A 23,681-nucleotide genomic window follows, 5' to 3' on the forward strand; every position below is an offset into this window, starting at 1 on the left:
TTAAGAGCAAGACTTGAATGGTACGAGTAGGAAGGATCAAAACACTGGCACCCATGCCGGAGGGCCCGGCGCCGGCCCCCGTGATCCAGCGTCTGCGCGTGCGCTACACCAAGCGCGGCAGGCTCCGGTTCACCAGCCACCGAGACATCTCCCGGGCCGTGGAACGTGCCGTTAGGCGCGCCGGGATTCAGGTGGCCTTCAGCGCCGGATTCACTCCCCACCCGAAGATCTCGTACGCGGGTGCGGCGGCGACCGGGGTTGCCAGCGAGGCGGAATACCTTGAGATCGGGCTTGTTGCCCCCTGTGAGCCGGACCGGTTGCGGGCCGGTCTCGACGACGCGCTACCCGAGGGTCTTGACATCCTCGATGTCGTCGAGGCGCGGACCGGGACGCTGGCGGATCGCCTGGAGGCATCACGCTGGCAGATACGTCTCGACGGGGTCACCCCCGAGACCGCCGGCACGGCCGTGGCCGCTTTCCTGGCGGCCGACGAGATCGAGGTAGAACGCCTTACCAAGAAGGGACGCCGGCGCTTCGACGCCCGTGCGGCGGTGATCGCGTGCGAGCTCGACCGGCGTGCCATGGAAGACGCGGATGCGCAGTGTGCCATACTTCGAATGGTTGTTCGGCACACGACACCTGCTGTTCGACCTGACGACGTCCTCACCGGACTTCGCCTGGTGGCCGACCTCGCGCCGCCGTCGCCTCCACTGGTGACGCGGCTGGCGCAGGGGCCATTGGACGATTCTGGTGAGCTCACCGACCCGCTGGCCCCCGACCGGCAGACCGCACCGGCAGGCGATGTTGCCGCCGAGACCGCGGACGCCGTGCGGATTGCGGAGCCGGACGCCGTCGGTGCCCAGCCGTAGGCGGGTTCCGTGCATCGCATGGATTCTCAACGGCGGCCGGGCACGCCCCTGATGACTTTGTCGACGCGGCCCGTAGGGCCGAGCCGGCGCCAACGAGAAATGGATCGCTCCTGTGCGGCGCACCCTTACCGGTCGCGCCCGGGGGCTGACGGGAGAAAGCCCGCATGCTTGACAACGAGCTCGGTGACGCGACAAGCGGCACCGACGACACCGGTAATGGAACCACTGGTGAGACCACACAGGCGAGCCGCCGGCGCCGGGCCAGTCGCCCGGCCGGGCCGCCGCCCGAGCCGGTAGAGGAGACGAAGCCGGCACCCGCGCCCGCACCTGCCGCGCAGGCCCAGCCGAGTGGCGGGAGCGATGACGACTCGCGCCCGGCGAAGACCACGCGTACGCGCACCAGGACCACCACCCGCAAGGCCGCGCAGCCGCCGGAGCCTGAGGCTCAGGAGGCCAAAGAGCCGCAGGCCAGGGAGTCGCAGGTCAAGGAGCCGCAGGTCAGGGAGGCGCCGAGGGCCGGTCAGGACGTCCCGGACGCGGCGTTCCAGCCGCCGATGGTCGTCTTCCAGCCGCCGGCGATCCCGGCCGAGGAGGCCGCGCCGAGGTCCAAGCCGAAGCCTGAGACCCAGCCCAAGCCCAAGGCCGAGACCAAGCCGAAGGCCGAGACGAAGCCCAAGCCCAAGCAGGAGCCTCAGCCGAAGGCCGAGGAGCCCGACGACCACGGCGATGACGACGACGGCACTGACAAGAGCGGCCGCCGTCGCCGCCGTCGTGGCGGTCGCGGCCGTGGCAAGGTCAGGGACGGTCAGGACGGCGAGGACACCGGCACCGACGCCGACGACGCCGACCAGGACGACGACGCGGACGACTCCGACGGCGAGCGCGACGAGAACGGCTCGACCCGCCGCCGGCGCCGCCGCCGTCGCCGTACCGGCGGGGGCGACGGCGACGACCACACCGGCGACGACCCGCCCAACACCGTCGTGCACGTACGTGAGCCGCGCGCCGTCGAGGACGAGGTGCAGTCGGTCAAGGGCTCCACGCGTCTTGAGGCCAAGAAGCAGCGCCGCCGTGAGGGCCGTGAGCAGGGCCGCCGCCGTCCGCCGATCGTCACCGAGTCGGAGTTCCTGGCTCGCCGCGAGTCCGTCGATCGCGTCATGGTGATTCGCTCGGAGGGCGACCGCACCCAGATCGGCGTGCTCGAGGACAACGTGCTGGTCGAGCACTACGTCGACAAGTCGAGCCACCAGTCCTACGTCGGCAACGTCTACCTGGGCAAGGTCCAGAACGTCCTGCCGTCGATGGAGGCGGCGTTCGTCGACATCGGCAAGGGCCGCAACGCGGTTCTGTACGCCGGCGAGGTCAACTGGGACCTGGCCGGGCTGGAGGGCCAGCCGCGCCGCATCGAGTCGGCGCTGAAGTCCGGCCAGTCCGTCCTGGTGCAGGTCACCAAGGACCCGCTCGGCCACAAGGGCGCCCGGCTGACCAGCCAGATCTCGCTGCCGGGCCGTTACCTCGTGTACGTCCCGGACGGCTCGATGACCGGCATCAGCCGCAAGCTGCCCGACAAGGAGCGCACCCGCCTCAAGCAGATCCTCAAGAAGGTCATGCCGGAGAACGCCGGGGTGATCGTCCGGACCGCCGCCGAGGGCGCGGCCGAGGAGGAACTGGCCCGCGACGTGTCGCGGCTGTCCGCGCAGTGGGAGAACATCAAGCGCCAGTCCAAGACGGCGAACGCTCCCGCCATGCTGTACGGCGAGCCGGACCTCACCATCCGGGTCGTACGCGACATCTTCAACGAGGACTTCGCCAAGCTCGTCGTCCAGGGCGAGGAAGCCTGGGACATGGTCAAGGAGTACGTCGGCTACGTCGCGCCGCACCTGGCCGACCGGCTGGAGCTGTGGGCCGATGACGAGGACATCCTCACCGGCTACCGGATCGACGAGCAGATCGCCAAGGCCATGGAGCGCAAGGTCTGGCTGCCCAGCGGCGGTTCGCTGGTCATCGACCGTACCGAGGCCATGACGGTCGTCGACGTCAACACCGGCAAGTTCACCGGGCAGGGCGGCAACCTCGAAGAGACCGTCACCCGCAACAACCTCGAGGCCGCCGAGGAGATCGTCCACCAGCTCCGGCTGCGTGACATCGGCGGCATCATCGTCATCGACTTCATCGACATGGTCCTGGAGAGCAACCGCGAGCTCGTGCTCCGCCGGATGCTCGAATGCCTGTCCCGTGACCGGACCAAGCACCAGGTCGCCGAGGTGACCTCCCTCGGGCTCGTGCAGATGACGCGTAAGCGCGTCGGCGGCGGGCTCCTGGAGTCCTTCTCCGAGCCGTGCGAATGCTGCAACGGCCGGGGCATCCACGTGACGCTCTCGCCGGTCGAGCTCAAGTCGGACAAGTCCGGCGGGACGAACCGGCGCAGAAAGCGCAAGGGCGACGTCGAGAAGGCCGTCGAGGACAAGGTGGCCTACGCCGAGCGCGCCGCCAAGCGCGCCAAGGCCGACGATGCCAAGGCCGACGACGCCGCGGAGACCAGGCCCGAGACCGCCGAGGCGGCCACGGCGCCCGAAGACCACGGTGACCACGGCGAACACGGTGAGACCGCCGACGGCGAGCCGTCGGCGAACGGGCGACGCAGGCGTACCCGGCGCTCACCGCGTGCCAAGTCCGAGGCCGCCGCGGACTGACGTCGTAGGGGCCGCGATCCGGGATCGCGGCCCTGTTCGGCTCCAGTTCGACCTGTGGGCGCCCGATCCGGTATCCTGAGTATCCCGGTGCTCTTGCGCCGTTGTTAGCGCGCCTGAGGCCCCTCGCCCGATGGGCGCAGGCAGCAGCTTCCAATTGAGCTTCTGTTCGATTAGTCGTGCCCGAGGCACGCAAAGGAAAGGTTCCGCGGTGTACGCGATCGTCCGTTGCGGCGGCAGGCAGGAGAAGGTGGCCGTCGACGACGTCGTCACCGTCGACAAGTTGGCCGGTGAGATCGGCTCGACGGTGGTGCTGCCGACGCTCCTCGTCGTCGACGGCGACAATGTCGTCAGCGCGCCCGCCGATGTGGCCAAGTACGAGGTGACCGCCGAGATCGTCGGCGCCACCAAGGGCCCGAAGATCAACATCATGCACTACCGGAACAAGACCGGGTACAAGCGGCGCATGGGTCACCGTCAGCCGTACACCCAGGTCAAGGTGCTCGGTATCAAGGCCGGAAAGTAGGACCCAGACATGGCACACAAGAAGGGCGCCTCGTCCAGCCGCAACGGCCGCGACTCCAATGCCCAGCGGCTCGGAGTGAAGCGGTTCGGCGGCCAGGTCGTCAACGCCGGTGAGATCATCGTCCGCCAGCGTGGCACGCACTTTCACCCGGGTCCGGGTGTGGGTCGTGGCGGAGACGACACGCTGTTCGCGCTCATCCCGGGCGCGGTCACGTTCGTTCGTTACCGCGGCCGGCGCGCCGTGAGCATCGTCCCTCCGGCGGAGTAGGTCCGCCGACGGGACAGTAGGACTTCAGGACGAGGGCGGACCGTTCGATCGGTCCGCCCTCGTCGTTTGTTCGTACATGAGGGAGGGAAGCATGCCGGATCGTGCCGTTCCGCCGGAGACGGGGGAGCGCAGCGGAGCGGTCGACCGCGCTCCAGGACACAGCCAGAGCAGCGGTGGCAAGGGCGCGCAGTTCATCGACCGGGTGACGCTGCACATCCAGGCGGGCAACGGCGGGAACGGCTGCGCCTCCGTGCACCGGGAGAAGTTCAAGCCGCTCGGCGGGCCGGACGGCGGCAACGGCGGCCGCGGCGGTGACGTGACGATCGAGGTCGACGCGAACACCGCCAGCCTGCTCGACTACCACAAGCGTCCCTACCGCAAGGCGAGCGGCGGCAAGCAGGGACAGGGCTCGAACAAGAGCGGCGCCAACGGCGGTGACCTGGTGCTGTCCGTGCCCAACGGCACCGTGGTCAAGGCCCTGAACGGCGAGATCCTCGCCGACCTGACCGGCGCCGGCACGCGCTTCGTGGTCGCGCAGGGCGGCCACGGCGGCCTCGGCAACGCCGCGCTCGCCTCGGCGCGGCGCAAGGCGCCCGGCTTCGCCCTCTTGGGCGAGCCCGGGGACGAGCTCGACGTCGTCCTCGAGCTGAAGACCGTCGCCGACGTCGCGCTCGTGGGCTTTCCCAGCGCCGGCAAGTCGTCGCTGATCGCCGCGATGTCCGCCGCCAAGCCCAAGATCGCCGACTATCCCTTCACCACACTCGTGCCCAACCTCGGCGTGGTCAGCGCCGGCGAGTCGGTCTTCACGGTCGCCGACGTACCCGGTCTCATCGAAGGTGCCAGCGAGGGCAAGGGCCTCGGCCTGGAGTTCCTGCGCCACATCGAACGCGCGTCGACGCTGGTCCACGTGCTCGACTGCGCCACGCTCGAACCGGGCCGCGACCCCATCTCCGACTTCGAGGTCATCGAGGCCGAGCTGGAGGCGTACGACACACTCGGCGACCGGCCGCTGGCGGACCGGCCACGGGTCATCGTGCTCAACAAGGTCGACGTGCCGGAGGGCCGCGACCTCGCCGAGATGGTCCGGCCCGAGTTCGAGGAGCGCGGGCTGACCGTGTTCGAGATCTCGGCCGCGACGCACGAGGGCCTGCGCGAGCTCGGCTTCGCGATGGCGGAGATGGTCGCCGCGTACCGCGCCTCCCTGCCGGCCGAGGAGGCGACACGGCTGGTCATCCGGCCGGTGCCGGTCGGCGGCCCGGAGTTCGAGGTACGCCTGCTGGGCGACGGCAGCTTCCTCATCACCGGCGAAAAGCCGCAGCGATGGCTGCGGCAGACCGACTTCAGCAACGACGAGGCGGTCGGCTACCTCGCCGACCGGCTGGCCAGGCTCGGCGTCGAGGAAAAGCTGGCGGAGGCGGGTGCCGAGTCCGGCGCGACCGTCCTCATCGGCACCGAGGAGGACTCGATCGTCTTCGACTGGGAGCCGGAGGTGCTCGCCGGGGCCGACAGCAACATGGGCCGGCGCGGGACCGACCGGAGGCTGGACGGCCGATGATCGCCCAAGGGCGGCGCTGATGCGTACGGCGATCGCGGGCGCACGCAGGGTCGTGGTGAAGGCGGGGTCGTCCTCGCTCACCACGGCCGGCGGCGCGATCGACGCCGCCCGCATCGACGCGCTCGTCGACGTGCTCGCCGGGTGGCGGCAGCCCGACGGTGCGAAGGGCCATGAGGTGGTCTTCGTCTCCTCGGGCGCGATCGCCGCGGGCATGGGCCCGCTGGGCCTGCCGGCACGGCCGCGTGACCTGGCCGCCCAGCAGGCGGCCGCGAGCGTGGGCCAGGGCCTGCTCGTCGCCCGCTACACCTCCTCGTTCGCGCGCTATGACCTGGGCGTGGGCCAGGTGCTGCTGACCGCCGACGACATGATGCGGCGCTCGCACCACCGCAACGCACGGCGCACGCTGGAGCAGCTCCTGGCGTTCGGCATCGTGCCGATCGTCAACGAGAACGACACGGTCGCGACCGACGAGATCCGTTTCGGCGACAACGACCGGCTCGCCGCGCTGGTCGCCCATCTCGTACGCGCGGACGCGCTGATCCTGCTCTCCGACGTCGACGCGCTCTATACCGGCGACCCGCGGCTGCCCGGCGCCCGGCGGATCGAGAACGTCCACGGGCCCGCCGACCTGGAGGGCGTACGCCTGGGCGGGTCCGGACGGGTCGGCACCGGCGGCATGGTCACCAAGGTGGAGGCCGCACGCATCGCCGGGGTGCCGGTCGTCCTGACCGACGCGGCCTCGGCCGGCGCGGCACTGGCCGGCGAGGACGTCGGGACCTACTTCCACCCTGCCGGGGCGCGCCCGTCGGCCCGGCGTCAGTGGCTCGCGCACGCCACGACCGGCCAGGGCCGGCTGCGCCTCGATCCCGGCGCGGTCGAGGCGGTGCTGCGCCGCGGCAAGTCGCTGCTGCCCGCCGGGATCACCGGCGTCGAGGGCGACTTCAGCGCCGGTGACCCCGTCGACCTGTACGCCGAGCAGGGCGGGCTGGTCGCCCGCGGGCTGGTCAACTACGACGCGGGGGAGATCCCCGAGCTGATGGGCCGCTCGACGCGCTGGCTGGCGCGAGAGCTCGGTCCCGAGTACGAACGCGAGATCATTCACCGGGACGACCTGGTCGTCCTGGCCGTTACGGAAGCACGGACCCCGGCGGGGTAACAGGAGGAATCGTGGGCACCCAGGAGCAGGTTCTCGACGTCGCGCGGCGCGCCCGGCAGGCCGCCGCCGAACTCGCCCCGCTGCCGCGCGGCACGAAGGACGCCGCGCTGCACGCGATCGCGGACGCCCTAATCGCCCGGGCACCCGAGATCGTCCGCGCCAACGCCACCGACGTCGAGCGGGCCCGCGAGGCTGGCACCTCCGAGTACATGATCGACCGGCTGAGCCTGTCCACCGAGCGGATCGAGGCGATCGCGGCGGCCGTACGCCATGTGGCCTCGCTGCCCGACCCGGTGGGGGAGTCGGTACGCGGCTACACGCTGCCGAACGGCCTGGACCTGCGGCAGGTGCGTGTACCGCTGGGTGTCGTCGGCATCATCTACGAGGGACGGCCCAACGTCACCGTCGACGCCGCCGCCCTGACCCTGAAGAGCGGGAACGCCGTGCTGCTACGGGGTTCGTCCTCCGCGTACGACTCCAACACGGCGCTGGTCGAGGTCATGCGGTCCGCGCTCACCGGCCTCCCCGCCGACGCCATCCAGCTCGTCCCGGGCCGTGACCGCGACTCGGTGAAGTACCTGATGCGCGCACGCGGCCTGGTCGACGTACTGATCCCGCGTGGCGGGGCAGCACTGATCAACTCGGTGGTCGAGGAGTCGACGGTGCCGGTCATCGAGACCGGCGTGGGCAACTGCCACGTCTACGTCGACGCGGACGCCGACCTCGACATGGCGATCGACATCCTGATCAACGCCAAGGTCCAGCGTCCGTCGGTGTGCAACGCGGCCGAGACGGTGCTCGTGCACCGTGACATCGCCGAGGCGTTCGTACCCCGCGCCCTGAAGGCGTTGGGCGAAAAGGGCGTGACCGTGCACGGCGACGCCGCGATGCGCGCGTACTCCGGGGACGTCGTGGAGGCCACCGAGAAGGACTGGAGCGAGGAGTACCTCTCACTCGACCTGGCCGCGGCCGTGGTCGACTCGCTGGAGGACGCCGTGGCCCACATCCGCCGGTACGGTTCGGCGCACACCGAGGCGATCGTGACGACCTCCCAGTCGGCGGCGCGCCGGTTCGTGGCGCTGGTCGACTCGGCGGCCGTGATGGTCAACGCCTCGACGCGGTTCACGGACGGGGAGGAGTTCGGCTTCGGCGCGGAGATCGGCATCTCGACCCAGAAGCTGCACGCCCGAGGCCCGATGGGCCTGCCCGAGCTGACCTCGACCAAGTACGTGGTCACCGGCGAGGGCCACATCAAGGGCGTCTGAGGCAAGGCTCCGCCGCGGCCCTGGCGTACGGGGCCGCGGCGCACGTCCTTCCGCGGCGGCGGACATTCCCGATGACTCGCTGGTCGAATCCGGCCATACCTGCTAACTTTTCCTTGCAGATGCAAAATACCGTTGGGAGCTTCCGTGCCGACCGGGGATGAGCTCGTGCAGGTGCTGGCGACGCTCGCCAACCCGCACCGCATGCGCGTCGTCGCGGCGCTGACGCGCGAGCGCAACTACGTCAGCCGGCTGGCGCGCGACCTCGGCATCAGCCGCGCGTTGCTCCAGGTCCACCTCCGCAAGCTGCAGGCGGCCGGCCTCGTGTCGGCCGAGCTGGAGCTGTCCGAGGACGGGAAGGCGATGAAGTTCTACGAGGTGACCCCCTTCTCCATCCAGCTCACCCCGGACGCCGTCGCGGCGGCCGTACTCACTCTCAGCACACCCGAGATCGTCCAGCGCGGCGGCGAGGAGGAATCACCCTGATGAACGGGCACGCACTGGCGGAAGCCATCGGAGCCGCCGGAATCTTCACGGCGATCACCGTGACCATCTGGCAGGTCGCCGTCACCTGGCGGGCCAAGGTGCTGGCACCCCGCGAGGGGAAGTACCAGAGGCTCGCCGAGACCTCGGCGGCCGTACAGGAGCACACCGAACTCCAGCTCCGGGAGATCACCCTGCTCCTGGAGGACATGCGGGGCCGGGTGGTCGCGCTGGAACGGATCCTCAAAGAGGTCGAGTAACCGACCGGAAGACCCTGGGCCGCCGAGCGGCAACTCGACGGCCCAGGTGTGGAAGAAGCACCGCCTCGCCCGAGGGCGAGTTCTCTCGCATGCCCCTTCAAGGAAAAGGACAGCAGTTCATGCTGCGTACTGGCAAGTCGGCGGCCCCACCCGCACCGACCGTCGGGGGATCGCCTCCTGCGGCCCCACTGGTCGAACGCGTGGTGGGCTGGTCCGCGCGGCACCGCGCCCTGGCCATCGCGAGCTGGTTCGCCCTGGTGGCCGTGGCCGTGATGGCCGCCGCCCTGATCCCCGGCCCCGGAGCCGGCGGCGTCGACCCGGGGGAGTCGGGGCGGGCCGAGCGGGTCCTGGACGCCCAGCACGGGTACGTGCCCGTGCTGGAGAACGTGCTGATCCAGTCCCGTACGGGTGCGCGTTTCACCGGCGACGCCGACCTGCGGCAGGCGACGCGGGACCTGGAGGCGGCGCTCCAGCGGACCCCCGGCACCGTCACGGACCTCCGCTCACCGCTCCGGCCCGGCGGCGACACGCTGGTGTCGGGGGATGAGCGCTCCGGACTGGTCACCTTCCAGCTCGCGGGCTCCTACGACCAGGTGGGCGCGCAGTACGACACCGTGGTCAGGGCCGTGGCGGAGGTGGCGGCTCGCCATCCGCGGGCACGTGTCGTGCAGGCCGGGGACAAGAGCCTGACCTCGGCGGTCGATGCGGGGATCAAGGGCGACTTCAAGCGGGCGGAGTACTTCTCGCTGCCGCTCACCGTCGTGATCCTGCTGTTCGTGTTCGGCTCGCTGGTCGCGGTGGGCATCCCGTTGCTGCTGGCGCTCACCACCGTCATCGGTGCGTTCGGACTCCTGCAGGTGATCGACCACTGGGTTCCGATCAACAGCGCGACCCACTCCATGGTGCTCCTGATCGGCGTCGCGGTCGGGATCGACTACTCGCTGTTCTACCTGCGGCGGGAGCGTGAGGAACGCGCCGCGGGGCGGACCGTCGAGGAGGCACTGCGAATCACGGCGCGCACCTCCGGACGCGTGGTGCTCGTCTCGGGCCTGACCGTGGCGCTCTGCATGACCGGGCTGCTGCTCAGCGGGCTGGCCCAGCTTCGCGGGCTGACGATCGGCGCGGTCCTGGTGGTCGGTCTGGCCGTGGTGGGCTCGGTGACCGTGCTGCCCGCGCTGCTCAGCCTGCTGGGCCGCTGGGTGGACCGGGGCCGGATTCCGTGGCTGGGCCGCCGGCGTACGAAGGCGGCGGAGTCACGTGCCTGGACGGCCATCGCGCGGGCGGTCGTACGCCGGCCGCTCCTCTGGGGCGGGGCGGCGGTGCTCGCGCTGGTCGTCCTGGCACTACCCGTGTCCGGGATCCGGCTGCAGGACGCGGCGGCGACGGACAGCCTGCCTCGGAGCGTGCCGGTGGTGGACGCCGCCATCCGGATGCAGGACGCGTTCCCGGGAACGCCGTCACCGGCTCGGGTGGTGCTCTGGGAGAGCCGGGCGGGAGCACTGGACGCGCCCGGCGTACGGCGGGCGATCGACGGACTGCGCGGCCAGGCCGGCAGCGGAGGGCCGATCGCCGAGGCGAGGATCGGCCGGGCGCTGCTCCTGCGGGTGCCGCTGGCCGACTTCGGCAACGGCGACGCCGCGAACCACGCGCTGCGGACGCTGCGGGACCGGACGCTGCCCGCGGCCTTCGGGCACGTGGACGGGGTCGACTACGCGGTCGCCGGGAGGACGGCGCTGGCCTACGACTTCACCCGGCAGCTCTCCGGCCGTACGCCGCTGGTCTTCGGCTTCGTGCTCGTCCTGGCGTTCGTGCTGCTCGCCGTGGCGTTCCGTTCCGTCGCCGTGTCACTGGTCTCGATCGCCCTCAACCTGCTGTCGATCGGCGCCGCGTGCGGCGTGGTCACCTGGGTCTTCCAGGACGGACACGGAGGCGGCCTGCTCGGCTTCACCTCCTACGGAGGCATCGTCGACTGGCTGCCGGTGTTCATGTTCGTGATCCTGTTCGGCCTGAGCATGGACTACCACATCTTCATCCTCAGCCGGATCCGCGAGCGCCGGTCCGGCGGCGCCGGGGCCCGCGACGCGATCGTCGGCGGCATCGGCGCCAGCGCCGGGGTCGTCACCAGCGCGGCGGTCATCATGACCGCCGCGTTCAGCGTCTTCGTCGTCTTGTCGGCGATCGAGTACAAGATGATGGGCGTCGGGCTCTCGGTGGCCATCCTGATCGACGCCACCATCGTGCGCGGCGTTCTCCTCCCAGCGGCCCTGGCCCTGCTGGGGGACCGAGCCTGGGGCCGCCATCGCCCCGGATGAACGTGGCCTTCGCTGCCGGAAGAGGCGGGCGGGTCGCCCCGACGGGTGGGATACGCACCCGTCGGGGCAACCGCCTCTCCCGGCGGAGGGCCGGTTGGTTCAGCGCCGATCAGTGGACGGTCAGGTCCGCGGACTTCCCACCGGCGACAATCTTGTAGAGGCCGGGGATGACCGACCGGGTGGACGAGCCGTTGATGTCGCCCTGTGTCACGGCCAGGCGTGACAGCGGGAACGACAGCGACACCGTCGTGGACTGGCCCGCCTTCAGCGGCACGCGGGTGTAGGCGACGAGCCGGTTCGGGGGCACGACGATCCGGCTGACCGGCTGCTGGGCGAAGACCGGCACGACCATGTCACCGTCCTTGCCGCCCGTGTTGGCGACCTTCACCGACACCTTGACGGTGCTGCCGCCCGAGACGGAGATGTCGTTCACCGCGTACGTGGTGTACGACAGGCCCGCGCCGAAGGCGAACAGCGGGTCGTAGGAGGAGCTGGGCCCGGAGTTGGTACCCGGCAGCTGCTGGTAGAACATCGGCTCGTCGCCGGCGACCTTCGGCCACGACACCGGCAGGCGCCCGCTCGGGTTGGCCTTGCCGAACAGGACGTTCGCCACGGCCGTACCGCCCTCGCTGCCCGGCAGCCACGACATGAGCAGCTGCTTGGCGTCGGCGGCGCTCCCGAGGGCGAGCGGCCGTCCGGCCACGACCACCACGATCACCGGCTTGCCGGTGGCCTGGAGGTCATCGACGAGCTTCTGCTGGTCGGCGGCCAGCTCGGGCGTCTCGCTGTCGCTGTTCCCCTCGGCACCGGGCTTCTCACCGACCACGACGATGGTCGCGTCGGCGTCCTTGGCCTGGGAGACCGCGTCACCGGCGTCGGCCACCAGCTTCGCGTGGTCGCCGATGAGGTTCTTGATGCCCTGGTAGATCGTGACGCCCGGGTCGTTGACGCCGTCCGGGATACCCTGCCAGCCGATCGTCCAGCCACCATCCTGGTTGGGGATCGAGTCGGCGTTGGGGCCGGTCACGACCACCTTGCCGAGGCCGGTCGACAGGGGCAGCGCATTGCCGTCGTTCTTCAGCAGCGTCTGGGACTCGGTGGCGGCCTTGACCGCGAGGTCCTTGTCGGCGCCGAGCGCGATGCCGTTCGCCTTGGAGGCGTCCACGTACGGGTGCTCGAACAGGCCGAGCTTGAACTTCAGCGTCAGGATGCGTGAGACGGCCTCGTCGATGCGCGACTTGGCGACCTTGTGGTTCTTGACGTCGGCGATCAGCCCGCTGACGTAGTCGTCGACGCTGCCCGGCGGCAGCATCGCCATGTCCACGCCCGCGTTGACCGCGATGGCCGCCGCGCCCGCGTACGTGTCGCTGAGGTGGTAGGCGGTCTGCAGGCTCTGCACGTCGTTCCAGTCGCTGACCACGACGCCCTTGAAGCCCCACTGCTTGCGCAGCAGGTCGGTGAGCAGGTAGTGCGAGGCGTGCGCCGGGACGCCGTTGATCGAGCCGGAGTTGGCCATGAGGGTCAGCGCGCCCGCGTCGACCGCCGCCTTGTACGACGGCAGGAACGTGTCCTGGATGTAGCGCGGGTCCAGGTGCGACTCGGTGCGGTCATGGCCCGCGAACGGAGCGGAGTAGCCGATGAAGTGCTTGACCGTCGCGGCGACCTGGCCGGTCTTCTGCAGACCCTGGACGTTGGCGGCGCCCAGCGAGCCCGCGAGGTACGGGTCCTCGGAGTAGGTCTCGTAGTAGCGGCCCCAGCGGGTGTCCCGCGAGATGTCCTCGACCGGCGCGAAGTCCCACTGCGGCCCGGTCGCCTTCACCGCGCGTGAGGTGGACTCGCCCATGGCCTCGGACAGCTGCGAGTCCCAGGTCGCGCCGACGCCGACCTGCTGGGGGAACTTCGTCGCCCCGAGCACGTTGTTGTGGCCGTGTACGGCGTCGACGCCGTACACGATCGGGATGTGCAGCCGCGAGTGGTCGATCGCGTACTTCTGGACCGTGTTGACCATGTCGGCCCAGTCCTTGGGCGTGTTCTGCGGAGGCGTCTCGCCGCCGCCGGACAGTACCGAGCCGGACTTCAGGTCGCCGAGGATGTGCTGCATGCAGGACTCGACCAGCGCACCGCCGGCCCACTGGCAGTCACCCTGCATGTTGACCACCGCGGGCTGGGTCATCTGCCCGACCTTCTCCTCGAGCGTCATGCGCTTGAGGAGGTCGGACACGCGCGCGGGTATCGATGCGTGCGGATCTTGATAACCGGACTGCGCGCTGGCGCCGGTCGCGCTCAACGCCAGGCCGGACAATGTGATCGTTGCGGCGAGCCCGATATGGGCGGCCCTGGACCTCAGTCTCATGACGCGTGTCTCCATGCGGGGATCAAGGAGTGTAGAGAGGCTCTGTGATCAAAGACCCGCCTGAAGATCAAATCAAGGTGTGAACGTAATCTGGCCGAAACGTGCCAGCAGCGTTCAAGAACTAAACGATTTCCCATGCTTGCAGTACGAGCGCCAGCGCGCCGAGGACCTCGGCGCGATCGCCCAGGATGCCGGGCACGATCGAGACCAGCGAGGCGGCACTGGCGATGGCCGACCGCCCCATGGCCTCGGCCATCGGCTCCAGCAGGAGGTCGCCCGCACGCCCGAGGTCGCCGCCGACCACGACCCGCGTCGGGTTGAGCAGGTTGCACAGGCTCGCCACGCCGGCGCCGACATAGCGGCCCGCGTCGCTGACCGCACGGCGGCAGGGCGCGTCGCCGGAGAGGGCCAGCTCGACGATGCGTGCGGTGGTCAGTCCCTCGCCGTGGGCCGGCCGCAGCAGGTCGGCGAGATACCGGCCGCCCGCGAACGTCTCCAGGCAGCCGCGGTTGCCGCATCGGCACATCGGCCCGCTCTCGTTCAGCGTGAGGTGCCCGATCTCGCCCGCCGTGCCGCCGGGGCCGTGGTAGACCCGGCCGCCGATGACGATGCCGGCGCCCACACCAGAGCTGATCTTGATGTACGCCGCGTCGGGATGGCCGCGTGCCGCACCCCAGATCACCTCGGCGAGCGCGCCGAGGTTCGCGTCGTTGTCGACGTGCACCGGGCGGCCGAGACGGCGTGCCGCCTCGTCGGCGGCGTGGATCCCGGCCCAGCCGGGCAGGATCGTGCTCGACCCGAGCGTGCCGGTGACCTTGTCGACCGGGCCGGGCACGCCCAGCCCGATCCCGATGACGTCGTCGCGGGTCGCGCCGGCCGACGACAGCAGCTCGTCCAGGAGGCGCTCCGCCGCGGACAGGCCGTCCGCGGCGGACGCGCCGACATCGAGCGGCATCACCCGTTCGGCGATCACCTCACGGGCGAGGTTCCCGATCGCCACGCGCAGGTGGGAGTGGCCGAAGTCGACGCCGACGGCGAGTCCGGCACCGGGCGCGAGCGAGACCGCGCGGGCCCGCCGCCCGCCCGCCGACGTCGGCGTCACGACGAGTAGCCCGTCGGCGGTCAGCTCACGCACGATGTTGGAGACGGTGGCGCGGGAGAGCCCGGTGCTGCGTGCGATGTCGGCCTGGGTCGGCGCCACGGACTCGCGGACGGCCTGGATCACCCGCCGTTGGTTCGCCTCGCGGAGCGACGTCTGCGAGCCCGGCATCGCCATCGGTCCCTCCGGCGGGTATACGGCGTTCAAGAAGTGAACATAAGGTTACGCGCACCGCGCCCCGGCGCATCCTCGCACGCGTCCGGGGCGGCCGGAATCGGCCGCGGCGCGTCCTGGCCGGCGGCGAACGCCGATCTCCGGCCTTTCCCGACAGTTTCCGTATGTCCGGAGACATATGCCACCGATACGATCAGGGACTATGTCGCAGTGGTCGCGGGAGGAGTCGGACACGCCGTCCAAAGCAATCCGTGGAGTCGGAGAGGCCGATGAGGGGCGGGTCCGCGTGACCGTGGCCGAGGAGCGGCTGGAGACCGTACGCGTCGAGCCGCGTCTGCTCCGGTCGTCCTCGCGGAACCTTGGCGAGGTTCTCATCGAAGCGGTGAACGCGGCACTCGATGACTTCCGCGAGCGCCGCGCGGACGAGGTCCCTGTCGTGGACCTTAACGAGGCAGCCGACGACATGCGCAAGGCGAACGAGCAGTTCCAGTACGACGCGCGACGGCGGATGTCGGAAGCCGCGGAGATCGTCACGAGCCTGCGCAGGGACGGGGTGCGGATCGGGGACCTGCCGACCGTGGACTTCGGGGACCTGGTCGATGAACTCGGCGACGTCATGCGGACGGTGGACGAGGCGCGGAACCTCGGAGGCGAGGAACTCGCCGGCGTCGGCGAGATCCGTCACGGCGAGGTGCGCGCGGTATGCGTGCCCACTGCCCGGCTCGACTCGCTGACACTCGACTCGCGCGCGATGCGCGGCAGCGTCGAGCTCGAACGCGACGTCGTGACGGTGGTGAACGCCGCGCTGGAGGACCTGGCGGCCAAGATCCAGGAATGGCAGGCGAGCGCCGATATCGACGCGGACGCACTGCGCAAGCGACTCGGCCAGGTACGGGAACGGAATCTGGCCCGGCTGGAGTCCTATTACCAGTCGATGAGTACTGTCATCAACGGCATCGAGCCGGAGCGGTAGGGGCGTGAGATGACCGACCATTACATGGCGTATCAGCAGTCGCAGCTCAAGCAGGCGGGCGTGGGCAGCACGACCACCGCTGAGGACATAGACGCCCACATGGCCGACCACAGGGCGCAGACCGAAGCGCTCGGTAACTGGGCCAATCCCAACAATGACCCCAACGACCTCGTCGCTGGGGTGCTCGAAGGAGCGGTCGGCGCCTTCAGACAGATGAAGACCGAGACCGGTGGCCAGAACCTCGCTGCGGCGCAGCCGTACGGGCCTGCCATTCAGGCGACGGCCGCGAACTTCGACGAGGCGGAAGACGCGAACAGCGGAATGGTCCAGCAGATCTGAACCCTGTTGGGTTCGATCCGATGAGGCCGGGCACGGCCGGATAGATAGGGATGACCAATGGCGATAATGCTCCCGGGCTCGACGGCCAAGGCGCTGAATCTCATGGGACTGGCCGGAGGAGTGGGCTTTCCGGGCACCAACGAGGACGGGGCCAGCGCCGAAGCCGACCGTAATTATTCGTACGGAGACCAGCTGCAGCCCATGGTGGCCGACTTCAAGGGGCACGCTGCGAGCGCTGTCGCCGCTGTCGACGGCAACGTCTCGACCGCGATGGCCCAGCAGCTGAACCAGCCCGAGGGGCCGCTCGACAACCTCGACGATCACCACAAGGGTGCACGGGTGGGAGCTGTGATTCTCAAGGGGCCGGTGGCGATCGGAGTGCCCGCGCTCAAGATCACCAAGATTGTCGACGCCGCTGTCACATTGACGGAGCTCGCCATCTCGGCCATGACTCCGGGTGGCCAGCTGGCGATACCGGAGGTGATCGCCTCCGGACGGTTCGTCCAGAACGGCGCCACCAATGCGGCGCTCAACTTCTTCATGGGCGGGTCCGGCGGCGGCTCGAACTCCGGCAACACCGCGGCGGTTTAGCGGAGGCGGCCGTCCGCGGGGGAGGCCGCCTTCGCCCGGTCGTTCACGCTCCTGGCTCACAACCCTTCGCCGGTGGCTCGGTGGCCCGGTCCTGAGGGCGAGACCAGGTGGTGGGAATGCGGGCCTTGCCGCGCATGTACAACGGTACGCAGGTGAGAACGTCACCGGCCGTACCGCGGCCGTCGGCCCCCGCTGACCTCGACTGGCAGGAGGGCCGGTGCACCTGGTCGTCCTCAGGCGTCGCGGTTGCGGTCGTCTCCAGGACGGCCGAAGCGCGAGAAGATCTTCTCGCCCACGTTGACCGCGCCCTCGGCGGCGCCCTTCACGACGCCGATGAACGGGTCGGAGCTGCGGTTCCAGGAGTCGCGGTAGGCCTTGGCGGCGTTCTTGATCTCATCGGAGACCGAGGCGCCGGAGTCGTCGTCCCGCCGCTCGTAGTCGCCGGCGAGGATGCGCTGGTAACCGCCGTCGGTCGCCCAGTGGTCGAGCTCGACGAACCGCACCACCGCGTACGGGTGGGAGCGGGTCAGCAGGTTGAGGAACTTCAGCAGCCCGTCGCGTACGTCGCCGGCCTCGTCGTACTCGCGGGCCTGCTCGCGGAACGCCTCGGCGTCCATCTCGGTGAGCTTGCCGCCACCGGCCATCTTCATGAGGGCGCGCTTGCCCGCCTCGACGTCCTGCCCGGCGAGAAGCCCAGCCCGGTCGGCGGAAAGCTCGGACTTGCGCTGCCATTCGTTGAGGCCCATGAGGATCGCGGAGATCGCGATGTTGCCGAACGGCAGCCAGGCCAGCCGCGCGCCGAGGCTCGTGAGGATCAGCGCCATCGTGCGGTAGACCGCGTGCCCGGACAGCACGTGCCCGACCTCGTGGGCCACGACGAACCGCAGCTCCTCGTCGTCGAGCAGGTCCACCAGGCCGGTGTTCAACACGATGAACGGGTGGTCGGTGCCGATCGCCATGGCGTTGGGCACCGGGTCCTGCACGACGTAGAGCTCCGGCACCTCGGGCAGGTCGAGGATGTAGGCGCTGTCGCGGACCATGTCGTTGATGTTGCGGAACTGCGTCTCTCCCGCGCGTACGCTCCCGCCGAGGAACATCAGCCGGATGGCGCGCTCGCTGAAGAGGCCCGCCAGACGCTTGAGTACGGTGTCGAACCCCGACAGTGACCGGAGGGCGACGAGCGCCGACCGGTCCGCGGGATGTTCGTAGGCCCGGGAGCTGATTCCCGGAAAGCGGGTGCGTGAGCGGTCAGGCGTGTTGCTCGTCATATCCGGCATGCTATTTCCGACGAGTTCACCGCCACCAGGGTTCCCCTTGCGCCACGCGGTCGCGTGGGGGTCTACTCCGATCTATGGCGGAGGCGTACGGGCCCGGGCCCGAGGAAACGATGTCGCGGGACGAACGCGCCGTGGTGCAGCAGGCCCGGCTCCGCGGACTGGTCGACCGGCTGGTCGCGGCCGGTGGCACGCAGGGCGAGCGGCTCCGCGAGGCGGGCGTGGCCGGCGGCGCGGACGTCGGCCTCGGTGATCTGGCCAAACTCCCGTTCACCACGAAGCAGGATCTTTGGGATTCCTACCCGTACGGGATGCTCGCCGTCCCGATGCGCGACGTGGTGGTGGTGCACGGTTCCAGCGGCTCGCGCGGACGGCCCACCCTCGTCCCGTACACCCAAGGGGATCTGGAGCTGTGGGCGGCGATGTGCGCGCGGTCGCTGGTCTGCGCGGGTGCCGGCCCGGACAGTGTCGTGCACAACGCGTACGGCTACGGCCTGTTCACCGGTGGCCTGGGCATCCACCAGGGCGCGATCGCGCTCGGCGCCACCGTCGTGCCGATGTCCGGCGGCATGACCGAACGCCAGATCCGGCTGCTCGCCGACCTGCGTCCCGACATCCTGACCTGCACACCCTCCTACGCCGTACGCCTCGGCGAGGCGGCGCGCGAAGCGGGCATCGAGCTGAACCTCAGGGCGGGCCTGTTCGGCTCCGAGCCGTGGTCGGAGGAGCTGCGCGCCACGATCGAGGACCTTCTGGGCCTGGCCGCGCTCGACATCTACGGCCTGTCGGAGATCATCGGGCCAGGAGTGGCCACCGAATGCCTCGAGCGCAGCGGCCTGCACGTGAACGAGGACCATTTCCTGGTCGAGGCGGTGGACCCCGACGGCGTGCCGGTGCCGGACGGGGTGCCGGGCGAGCTGGTCTTCAGCACGCCGCGTGAGGCGATGCCGCTACTGCGGTACCGCACCGGGGACATCGCCTCGCTGTCCCATGCCCCGTGCGCCTGCGGCCGCACGCTGGTGCGGATGAGCAAGGTGCTGGGCCGCCGGGACGACATGCTCGTGATCCGCGGGGTGAACGTCTATCCCCGTGAGATCGAGGCGGTGGTGCTGCGGCACGCCTCGGCGCACTACCAGGTGGTCGTCGACCGCCGCGCCGCGATGCCACGGCTGATCGTGGCGTGCGAGGAGGCGGACGCCGGGCTCGAGGCGGCCCTTTCGGCCGAGCTGGGCCTCTCGTGCGACGTGCGCGTACTCCCGGCCGGGACGGTACCCCGAGTCGAGATCGGCAAGGCCGTACGCGTCGTGAGCTGGCAGTCGGGAGAGCCTCCGCTACCCGGGTTGTGACATTCCCCGCCCCTGGTCGTCATTTGCGACATTTTGCCGAATGTAGGGCAGATATCCTTTCTTCGGCATTGATCATTCGGGGACTCTGGGGCGGGGACACAGTGAACGGTGGACAGGACGGCGGACCGGAACATCCGGCGCCGGGCGGTGGCCAGTGGCCGAACGAAGGACCGGCACAGGGCGGGACGCCGTACGGCGGCCCGGCGCAGTCTCCGGGTCCGTACGGCGGGCCGGCTCCGGACCCGTACGGCGGTCAGCCGGGTTACGGGAACCCGCAGCCGGGGCCGTACGGGGGCCCGAACGGCCCGGTCGGTCCGGGTGGCCCCGACACGCAGGCCATGTGGGGGTACGGGCCGGGCGCCGTGCCGCCGAAGAAGAGCAACAAGGGTCTGGTCACCGGGATCGTCATCGCGGGTGCGGTCGTGGTGCTCGGCGGCGCCGCGGTGGCGGTGGGCGTGGCCTCCTCCGGCGATGACAAGCCGGTGGCGGCGACCTCCGGCGCACCGACCTCCCCGGTCGACGCGGGCGTGCCGCATTCGATCGTCGTCCCCAAGTCCGTGGGCGACTACCGGCTGCTGAACGGAAGCGTCGCCGACCGCCTGGCCTCGACCATGCGCAAGTCGATGGGCGACTCGGCCGAAGGCTACGCCGAGGTGTACGCCAAGGCCAAGATCGCCATCTACACGAAGAACGGCGACACCGCACGCCCCCTGATCTTCGTCGGCCTGGTGGGGAGCGACAGCCCGCAGTTCGCCGCGGAGCTGAAGGCGAACTCCCCCTCGAAGGAGGTCGACTCGACGTTCCTCGGTATGGGGATCGACAACGCGGAGGACTATCCGGCCGGGCCGCTCGGCGGCGCCCTCCGCTGTGGCGCCGGATCGGTCGGCGCCGGCGAGGCGACCGCCTGCGCGTGGGCCGATTCCTCCACGGTGGGCATGTTGATCGAGACGGGCGGCAGCGGTGCCCCGGCGCTCGCGAAGACGACCCTCGACCTGCGGAACGCCGCCGAGCACTGATTTCACGGGGGGCGAGCCGCGCGTTCGTCGGTGCCGCTGGTTAGGGTCGCGCCATGAGCACCGATGGGGGGCGGCGTCGCCTCGGGGTCATGGGTGGCACGTTCGATCCCATCCACAACGGGCACCTGGTGGCCGCGAGCGAGGTCGCGCACCTGTTCGCCCTGGATGAGGTCGTCTTCGTGCCGACCGGGCAGCCGTGGATGAAGGAAGGGCGTAAGACGTCCGCGGCGGAGGACCGCTACCTGATGACGGTGATCGCGACCGCCTCCAACCCGGCTTTCTCGGTCAGCCGCGTTGACATCGAGCGACCCGGGAAGACCTACACCATCGACACGTTGCGGGAGATGCGCGAAATACACGGGCCTGACGTCGAGTTGTTCTTCATCACCGGCGCCGACGCTCTGTCGGAGATCTTGTCCTGGCGTGACGCGGATGAGCTCTTCAACCTCGCGCATTTCATAGGCTGTACCCGACCGGGCCACAACCTCACCGATCCAGGCCTGCCTGGTGGCGGCGTGAGCCTGGTCGAGGTGCCCGCATTGGCGATCTCCTCGACCGAGTGCCGCGAACGGGTACGGGCCGGGGAACCGGTGTGGTATTTGGTGCCAGACGGAATCGTGCAGTACATCAATAAACGAGGGCTTTATCGTGACAGCTAACGGTAAGACCCTCGCAGGGAGGAACACGACAGCATCGTGACCGCATCCGACAGGGCCAACCAGCTGGTCCAGATCGCCGCCGACGCCGCGGCGGAAAAGCTGGCCGAGAACATCATCGCCTACGACGTGAGCGAGCAGCTCATCATCACGGACGCCTTCCTCCTCTGCTCGGCCGCCAACGACCGGCAGGTACGCGCCATCGTCGACGAGATCGAAAAGCGCCTTCGCGAGGACGCGGACGTCAAGCCCAACCGGCGGGAGGGCGAGCGCGAGGGACGCTGGGTGCTCCTCGACTACGCGGACATCATCGTGCACATCCAGCACGAGGAGGACCGGGTCTACTACGCCCTGGAACGTCTCTGGAAGGACTGCCCGGAGATGGACCTGCCGGCCGGCATCAACGCCCACGCGTCCCAGCGCGTACGCGCCGGAGAGGGGCAGTGAGCCGGCCGCGCGTGAGCGGGCGCGTGTCGTGGCCGGGGCGATCGTCCCGGCACACCTCGGCGCCGTACGGCCCGGGCACGTGCGTGCGGATGTGCGGGCCCGGAGCGGGTCGATGAACAAGCGACGTGGAGGTCGAGCTGTGGTGGCATCGGGGGCCGGCCGGAGGCGTCGCGTACGCCGTGTTCGCGCGGAGATGGGCCGATGAGCAAGTCACGCAAGATCGTGCTCTGGCGCCACGGTCAGACCACCTGGAACGTCGAGCGCCGTTTCCAGGGCACGACCGACATCCCGCTCGACGAGACGGGCGTCGAACAGGCGGCACGCTCCGCGCGGCTCCTGGCCGCCCTGGCCCCGACCGCGATCGTCTCGTCGCCGCTGCGGCGCGCGGCCGCGACCGCACAGGCGCTGAGCGAGGTCACCGGCCTGACCGTGACCCACGACCCCGACCTGATCGAGCGCGGCGGCGGAGCCTGGGAGGGCCTCACCAACCAGGAGATCCGCGCCCGATACCCGGGAGAGCACGCCATCTGGCAGCCGCCGGGCGGCGAGACCGCGGAGGAGGTCGCCAAGCGCTTCGCCGAGGCCCTGGAGCGCGCACTCGAACACCTCCCTGACGGCGGCCCGCTCGTCGTCGTGAGCCACGGCGCCGCCGTGCGCATCGGCATGCTGAACTGGCTGGGCTTCCCGGAGGAGCTGTGGGGCCGCTTCGGCGGCCTGTCCAACTGCTCCTGGTCCGTGCTGGAAGAGGGCCGCCTGGGCTGGCGCCTGGTCGAGCACAACGCGGGCACTCTGCCCGAACCGGTACTCAGTGACGACCGTGCCGCGAGTGACACCTGAGCCGGTTCGCGATTACAGGTCTGGTCGTCAGGTCCGATACACTGGCGGGGCGTCGCAGGGACACCTGATTGACGTGCGGGGCTATGGCGCAGTTGGTAGCGCGCCTCCATGGCATGGAGGAGGTCTGGGGTTCGAATCCCCATAGCTCCACGCGACTTGGACGCCCTATGCCCTTTCGGGCTTGGGGCGTCGCTTTCATGTTGGCCCAGGGGGCGACCCCCTGGAACCCCCGATGTGGGGGGCTTCGCCCCCCACGCCCCCCGGTGGGCTGGGGTCGGTTGAGAGCACTTTTGTTGGTTTGACGGCGTTGTTCTTCCATGGCTCGTTGGAGCGGTGGACGGCGGCGCCGTTTTGTGTTTCACCTTTGGTGGCGGTGGCGTTGCTACATGAGTGAGATGTGGACCGCACGAGCCCACACCATTGCACCCGTCGCCAGAACACTGATCGCCTTCGACCACATCGGAACCACCCGTCTGGCGAACCTGCACTGAACGACACGACCGTTCTCACCACCGGGTCCGGGGGGCTTCCCTGAAACGGCCGGCGGAGTGTCAGACGTGGGGGTGGGGATCGTCGTTCAGGCGGGCGTGCAGGTGCATGTCGTGCCAGCCGTCGGCGTGCAATCCCTCGCCTCGTTTCGTCCCTTCGTGCGTGTAGCCGGCGTTGACCGCGACGCGGCAGGAGGCCGAGTTCAGCGTCGAGTGCGCGAGTTCGACCCGGTGAAGCCGGAGCTGTTCGAAGGCCCACGTGCTCAGCGCGCACAGAGCCCGCGTCGCCACGCGCCGGCCGCGCGCCGCGGGTAGGACCCAGTAGGACACTTCCCCGCTGCCATCGGGGAGGTTCAGCCGGCGCAGGCTGATCTGTCCGAGCAGACCGGAAGTACCCGCGATGGCCCAGCCGCCCCCACTCTCCCCAGCCCATCGGCCAGGCCACGAGTCGATCCACGCCCGGGCCTCATCCTCGGTCATCGACCGCACGTGCCAGCGCCGGATGCCCGGATCGGAGTAAGCCTGCGCGACAGCGGGCGCGTCCGCGGCCTGCCAGGGCCGCAGCACGAGATCTCCCGATTCCAGAACCGGCTGACACGACCGCGCGAGACTACCGGGCACGACGACCGGACCAGTGAGCTGCGGCACCTCGCCATTATCGCCACGACACCCACCCGGCACTACCGGCCCCAACCCACGAGCCGCGTC

At 70.0% G+C, this 23,681-nt stretch carries 22 protein-coding genes and 1 tRNA gene; 19 read left to right on the top strand and 4 right to left on the bottom strand.

Features of this window, described 5'->3' with window-relative positions:
• The first annotated feature begins 53 nt into the window (after positions 1-53).
• The 10 genes from FB559_RS25770 (at position 54) to FB559_RS25815 (ending at position 11,380) form a co-directional block, all read left to right on the top strand.
• On the top strand, positions 54-869 hold the full coding sequence (locus tag FB559_RS25770) for a TIGR03936 family radical SAM-associated protein (RefSeq protein ID WP_185792400.1): 816 nt from the start codon (positions 54-56) through the stop codon (positions 867-869).
• A gap of 164 nt (positions 870-1,033) precedes the next feature.
• Positions 1,034-3,562, top strand: coding sequence for an Rne/Rng family ribonuclease (locus FB559_RS25775; RefSeq protein WP_141958426.1), 2,529 nt, complete (start codon positions 1,034-1,036; stop codon positions 3,560-3,562).
• 208 nt (positions 3,563-3,770) lie between these two features.
• On the top strand, positions 3,771-4,085 hold the full coding sequence (gene rplU, locus FB559_RS25780) for a 50S ribosomal protein L21 (protein ID WP_141958428.1): 315 nt from the start codon (positions 3,771-3,773) through the stop codon (positions 4,083-4,085).
• A gap of 9 nt (positions 4,086-4,094) precedes the next feature.
• Positions 4,095-4,352: a 50S ribosomal protein L27 gene (gene rpmA, locus FB559_RS25785; RefSeq protein WP_141958430.1), complete on the top strand. Its 258-nt coding sequence runs from the start codon at positions 4,095-4,097 to the stop codon at positions 4,350-4,352.
• A 91-nt stretch (positions 4,353-4,443) separates the two neighbouring features.
• Complete coding sequence (obgE, locus tag FB559_RS25790; protein WP_141958431.1) at positions 4,444-5,907, top strand: GTPase ObgE; 1,464 nt, start codon at positions 4,444-4,446, stop codon at positions 5,905-5,907.
• A 19-nt stretch (positions 5,908-5,926) separates the two neighbouring features.
• Positions 5,927-7,063, top strand: coding sequence for a glutamate 5-kinase (gene proB, locus FB559_RS25795; protein WP_141958433.1), 1,137 nt, complete (start codon positions 5,927-5,929; stop codon positions 7,061-7,063).
• A gap of 11 nt (positions 7,064-7,074) precedes the next feature.
• Complete coding sequence (locus tag FB559_RS25800) at positions 7,075-8,328, top strand: glutamate-5-semialdehyde dehydrogenase (protein ID WP_141958435.1); 1,254 nt, start codon at positions 7,075-7,077, stop codon at positions 8,326-8,328.
• Positions 8,329-8,472: 144 nt separating this feature from the next.
• Complete coding sequence (locus FB559_RS25805; protein WP_246122049.1) at positions 8,473-8,811, top strand: ArsR/SmtB family transcription factor; 339 nt, start codon at positions 8,473-8,475, stop codon at positions 8,809-8,811.
• A complete protein-coding gene (locus FB559_RS25810; protein ID WP_141958439.1) occupies positions 8,811-9,068 on the top strand; it encodes a hypothetical protein in 258 nt (85 codons plus the stop codon). The genes FB559_RS25805 and FB559_RS25810 overlap by 1 nt, the downstream gene beginning before the upstream one ends.
• A 119-nt stretch (positions 9,069-9,187) precedes the next feature.
• Entirely contained in the window at positions 9,188-11,380 is a 2,193-nt protein-coding gene (locus FB559_RS25815; protein WP_141958441.1) for an MMPL family transporter, read from the top strand.
• Positions 11,381-11,489: 109 nt separating this feature from the next.
• Here FB559_RS25815 and FB559_RS25820 read toward each other — a convergent pair whose 3' ends face one another.
• Together FB559_RS25820 and FB559_RS25825 are read right to left on the bottom strand one after the other, a co-directional pair.
• Complete coding sequence (locus tag FB559_RS25820) at positions 11,490-13,733, bottom strand: glycoside hydrolase family 3 N-terminal domain-containing protein (RefSeq protein ID WP_185792401.1); 2,244 nt, start codon at positions 13,731-13,733, stop codon at positions 11,490-11,492.
• Positions 13,734-13,854: 121 nt separating this feature from the next.
• On the bottom strand, positions 13,855-15,039 hold the full coding sequence (locus tag FB559_RS25825; protein ID WP_221640185.1) for an ROK family transcriptional regulator: 1,185 nt from the start codon (positions 15,037-15,039) through the stop codon (positions 13,855-13,857).
• Between the two features lie 169 nt (positions 15,040-15,208).
• Here FB559_RS25825 and FB559_RS25830 point away from each other — a divergent pair, with 169 nt between their 5' ends.
• The 3 genes from FB559_RS25830 (at position 15,209) to FB559_RS25840 (ending at position 16,909) form a co-directional block, all read left to right on the top strand.
• Complete coding sequence (locus tag FB559_RS25830; protein ID WP_141958445.1) at positions 15,209-15,979, top strand: hypothetical protein; 771 nt, start codon at positions 15,209-15,211, stop codon at positions 15,977-15,979.
• Between the two features lie 9 nt (positions 15,980-15,988).
• A complete protein-coding gene (locus FB559_RS25835; RefSeq protein WP_141958447.1) occupies positions 15,989-16,318 on the top strand; it encodes a hypothetical protein in 330 nt (109 codons plus the stop codon).
• A gap of 102 nt (positions 16,319-16,420) precedes the next feature.
• A complete protein-coding gene (locus FB559_RS25840; protein WP_141958449.1) occupies positions 16,421-16,909 on the top strand; it encodes a hypothetical protein in 489 nt (162 codons plus the stop codon).
• A gap of 233 nt (positions 16,910-17,142) precedes the next feature.
• Here FB559_RS25840 and FB559_RS25845 read toward each other — a convergent pair whose 3' ends face one another.
• Positions 17,143-18,177 carry a M48 family metallopeptidase gene (locus FB559_RS25845; protein WP_141958451.1) on the bottom strand — a complete coding sequence of 345 codons (1,035 nt, stop codon included), beginning with the start codon at positions 18,175-18,177 and terminating at the stop codon, positions 17,143-17,145.
• A gap of 83 nt (positions 18,178-18,260) precedes the next feature.
• On the opposite strand from FB559_RS25845, the gene FB559_RS25850 reads away from it, so the two are divergent.
• The 6 genes from FB559_RS25850 (at position 18,261) to FB559_RS25875 (ending at position 22,635) form a co-directional block, all read left to right on the top strand.
• Positions 18,261-19,529, top strand: coding sequence for a phenylacetate--CoA ligase family protein (locus FB559_RS25850; protein ID WP_141958453.1), 1,269 nt, complete (start codon positions 18,261-18,263; stop codon positions 19,527-19,529).
• A gap of 101 nt (positions 19,530-19,630) precedes the next feature.
• The gene (locus FB559_RS25855) at positions 19,631-20,545 is read left to right on the top strand and encodes a hypothetical protein (protein WP_141958454.1); all 915 of its coding nucleotides are present in this window, start codon (positions 19,631-19,633) and stop codon (positions 20,543-20,545) included.
• Positions 20,546-20,598: 53 nt separating this feature from the next.
• Positions 20,599-21,204: a nicotinate-nucleotide adenylyltransferase gene (nadD, locus tag FB559_RS25860; RefSeq protein WP_141958456.1), complete on the top strand. Its 606-nt coding sequence runs from the start codon at positions 20,599-20,601 to the stop codon at positions 21,202-21,204.
• Positions 21,205-21,240: 36 nt separating this feature from the next.
• Positions 21,241-21,648 (top strand): ribosome silencing factor, encoded by a 408-nt coding sequence (gene rsfS / locus FB559_RS25865; RefSeq protein ID WP_141958459.1) that lies wholly within the window; start codon positions 21,241-21,243, stop codon positions 21,646-21,648.
• A 201-nt stretch (positions 21,649-21,849) separates the two neighbouring features.
• Positions 21,850-22,485 carry a histidine phosphatase family protein gene (locus tag FB559_RS25870; RefSeq protein ID WP_141958461.1) on the top strand — a complete coding sequence of 212 codons (636 nt, stop codon included), beginning with the start codon at positions 21,850-21,852 and terminating at the stop codon, positions 22,483-22,485.
• Positions 22,486-22,562: 77 nt separating this feature from the next.
• Positions 22,563-22,635 (top strand) — tRNA-Ala (locus tag FB559_RS25875).
• 401 nt (positions 22,636-23,036) lie between these two features.
• Here FB559_RS25875 and FB559_RS25880 read toward each other — a convergent pair.
• The gene (locus FB559_RS25880) at positions 23,037-23,621 is read right to left on the bottom strand and encodes a GNAT family N-acetyltransferase (RefSeq protein WP_141958463.1); all 585 of its coding nucleotides are present in this window, start codon (positions 23,619-23,621) and stop codon (positions 23,037-23,039) included.
• Positions 23,622-23,681: the final 60 nt, after the last annotated feature.

This window comes from Actinoallomurus bryophytorum (assembly GCF_006716425.1).
Taxonomy (GTDB): Bacteria; Actinomycetota; Actinomycetes; order Streptosporangiales; family Streptosporangiaceae; genus Actinoallomurus; species Actinoallomurus bryophytorum.

Excerpts from the sequence above, each read along its gene's own strand:
- FB559_RS25770 (WP_185792400.1), top strand. The coding sequence starts at position 54 with ATGCCGGAGGGCCCGGCGCCGGCCCCCGTGATCCAGCGTCTGCGCGTG.
- FB559_RS25775 (WP_141958426.1), top strand. The coding sequence starts at position 1,034 with ATGCTTGACAACGAGCTCGGTGACGCGACAAGCGGCACCGACGACACC.
- rpmA (WP_141958430.1), top strand. The coding sequence starts at position 4,095 with ATGGCACACAAGAAGGGCGCCTCGTCCAGCCGCAACGGCCGCGACTCC.
- obgE (WP_141958431.1), top strand. The coding sequence starts at position 4,444 with ATGCCGGATCGTGCCGTTCCGCCGGAGACGGGGGAGCGCAGCGGAGCG.
- proB (WP_141958433.1), top strand. The coding sequence starts at position 5,927 with ATGCGTACGGCGATCGCGGGCGCACGCAGGGTCGTGGTGAAGGCGGGG.
- FB559_RS25810 (WP_141958439.1), top strand. The coding sequence starts at position 8,811 with ATGAACGGGCACGCACTGGCGGAAGCCATCGGAGCCGCCGGAATCTTC.
- FB559_RS25815 (WP_141958441.1), top strand. The coding sequence starts at position 9,188 with ATGCTGCGTACTGGCAAGTCGGCGGCCCCACCCGCACCGACCGTCGGG.
- FB559_RS25820 (WP_185792401.1), bottom strand. The coding sequence starts at position 13,733 with ATGAGACTGAGGTCCAGGGCCGCCCATATCGGGCTCGCCGCAACGATC.
- FB559_RS25830 (WP_141958445.1), top strand. The coding sequence starts at position 15,209 with ATGTCGCAGTGGTCGCGGGAGGAGTCGGACACGCCGTCCAAAGCAATC.
- FB559_RS25835 (WP_141958447.1), top strand. The coding sequence starts at position 15,989 with ATGACCGACCATTACATGGCGTATCAGCAGTCGCAGCTCAAGCAGGCG.
- FB559_RS25840 (WP_141958449.1), top strand. The coding sequence starts at position 16,421 with ATGGGACTGGCCGGAGGAGTGGGCTTTCCGGGCACCAACGAGGACGGG.
- FB559_RS25845 (WP_141958451.1), bottom strand. The coding sequence starts at position 18,177 with ATGACGAGCAACACGCCTGACCGCTCACGCACCCGCTTTCCGGGAATC.
- FB559_RS25850 (WP_141958453.1), top strand. The coding sequence starts at position 18,261 with ATGGCGGAGGCGTACGGGCCCGGGCCCGAGGAAACGATGTCGCGGGAC.
- nadD (WP_141958456.1), top strand. The coding sequence starts at position 20,599 with ATGAGCACCGATGGGGGGCGGCGTCGCCTCGGGGTCATGGGTGGCACG.
- FB559_RS25870 (WP_141958461.1), top strand. The coding sequence starts at position 21,850 with ATGAGCAAGTCACGCAAGATCGTGCTCTGGCGCCACGGTCAGACCACC.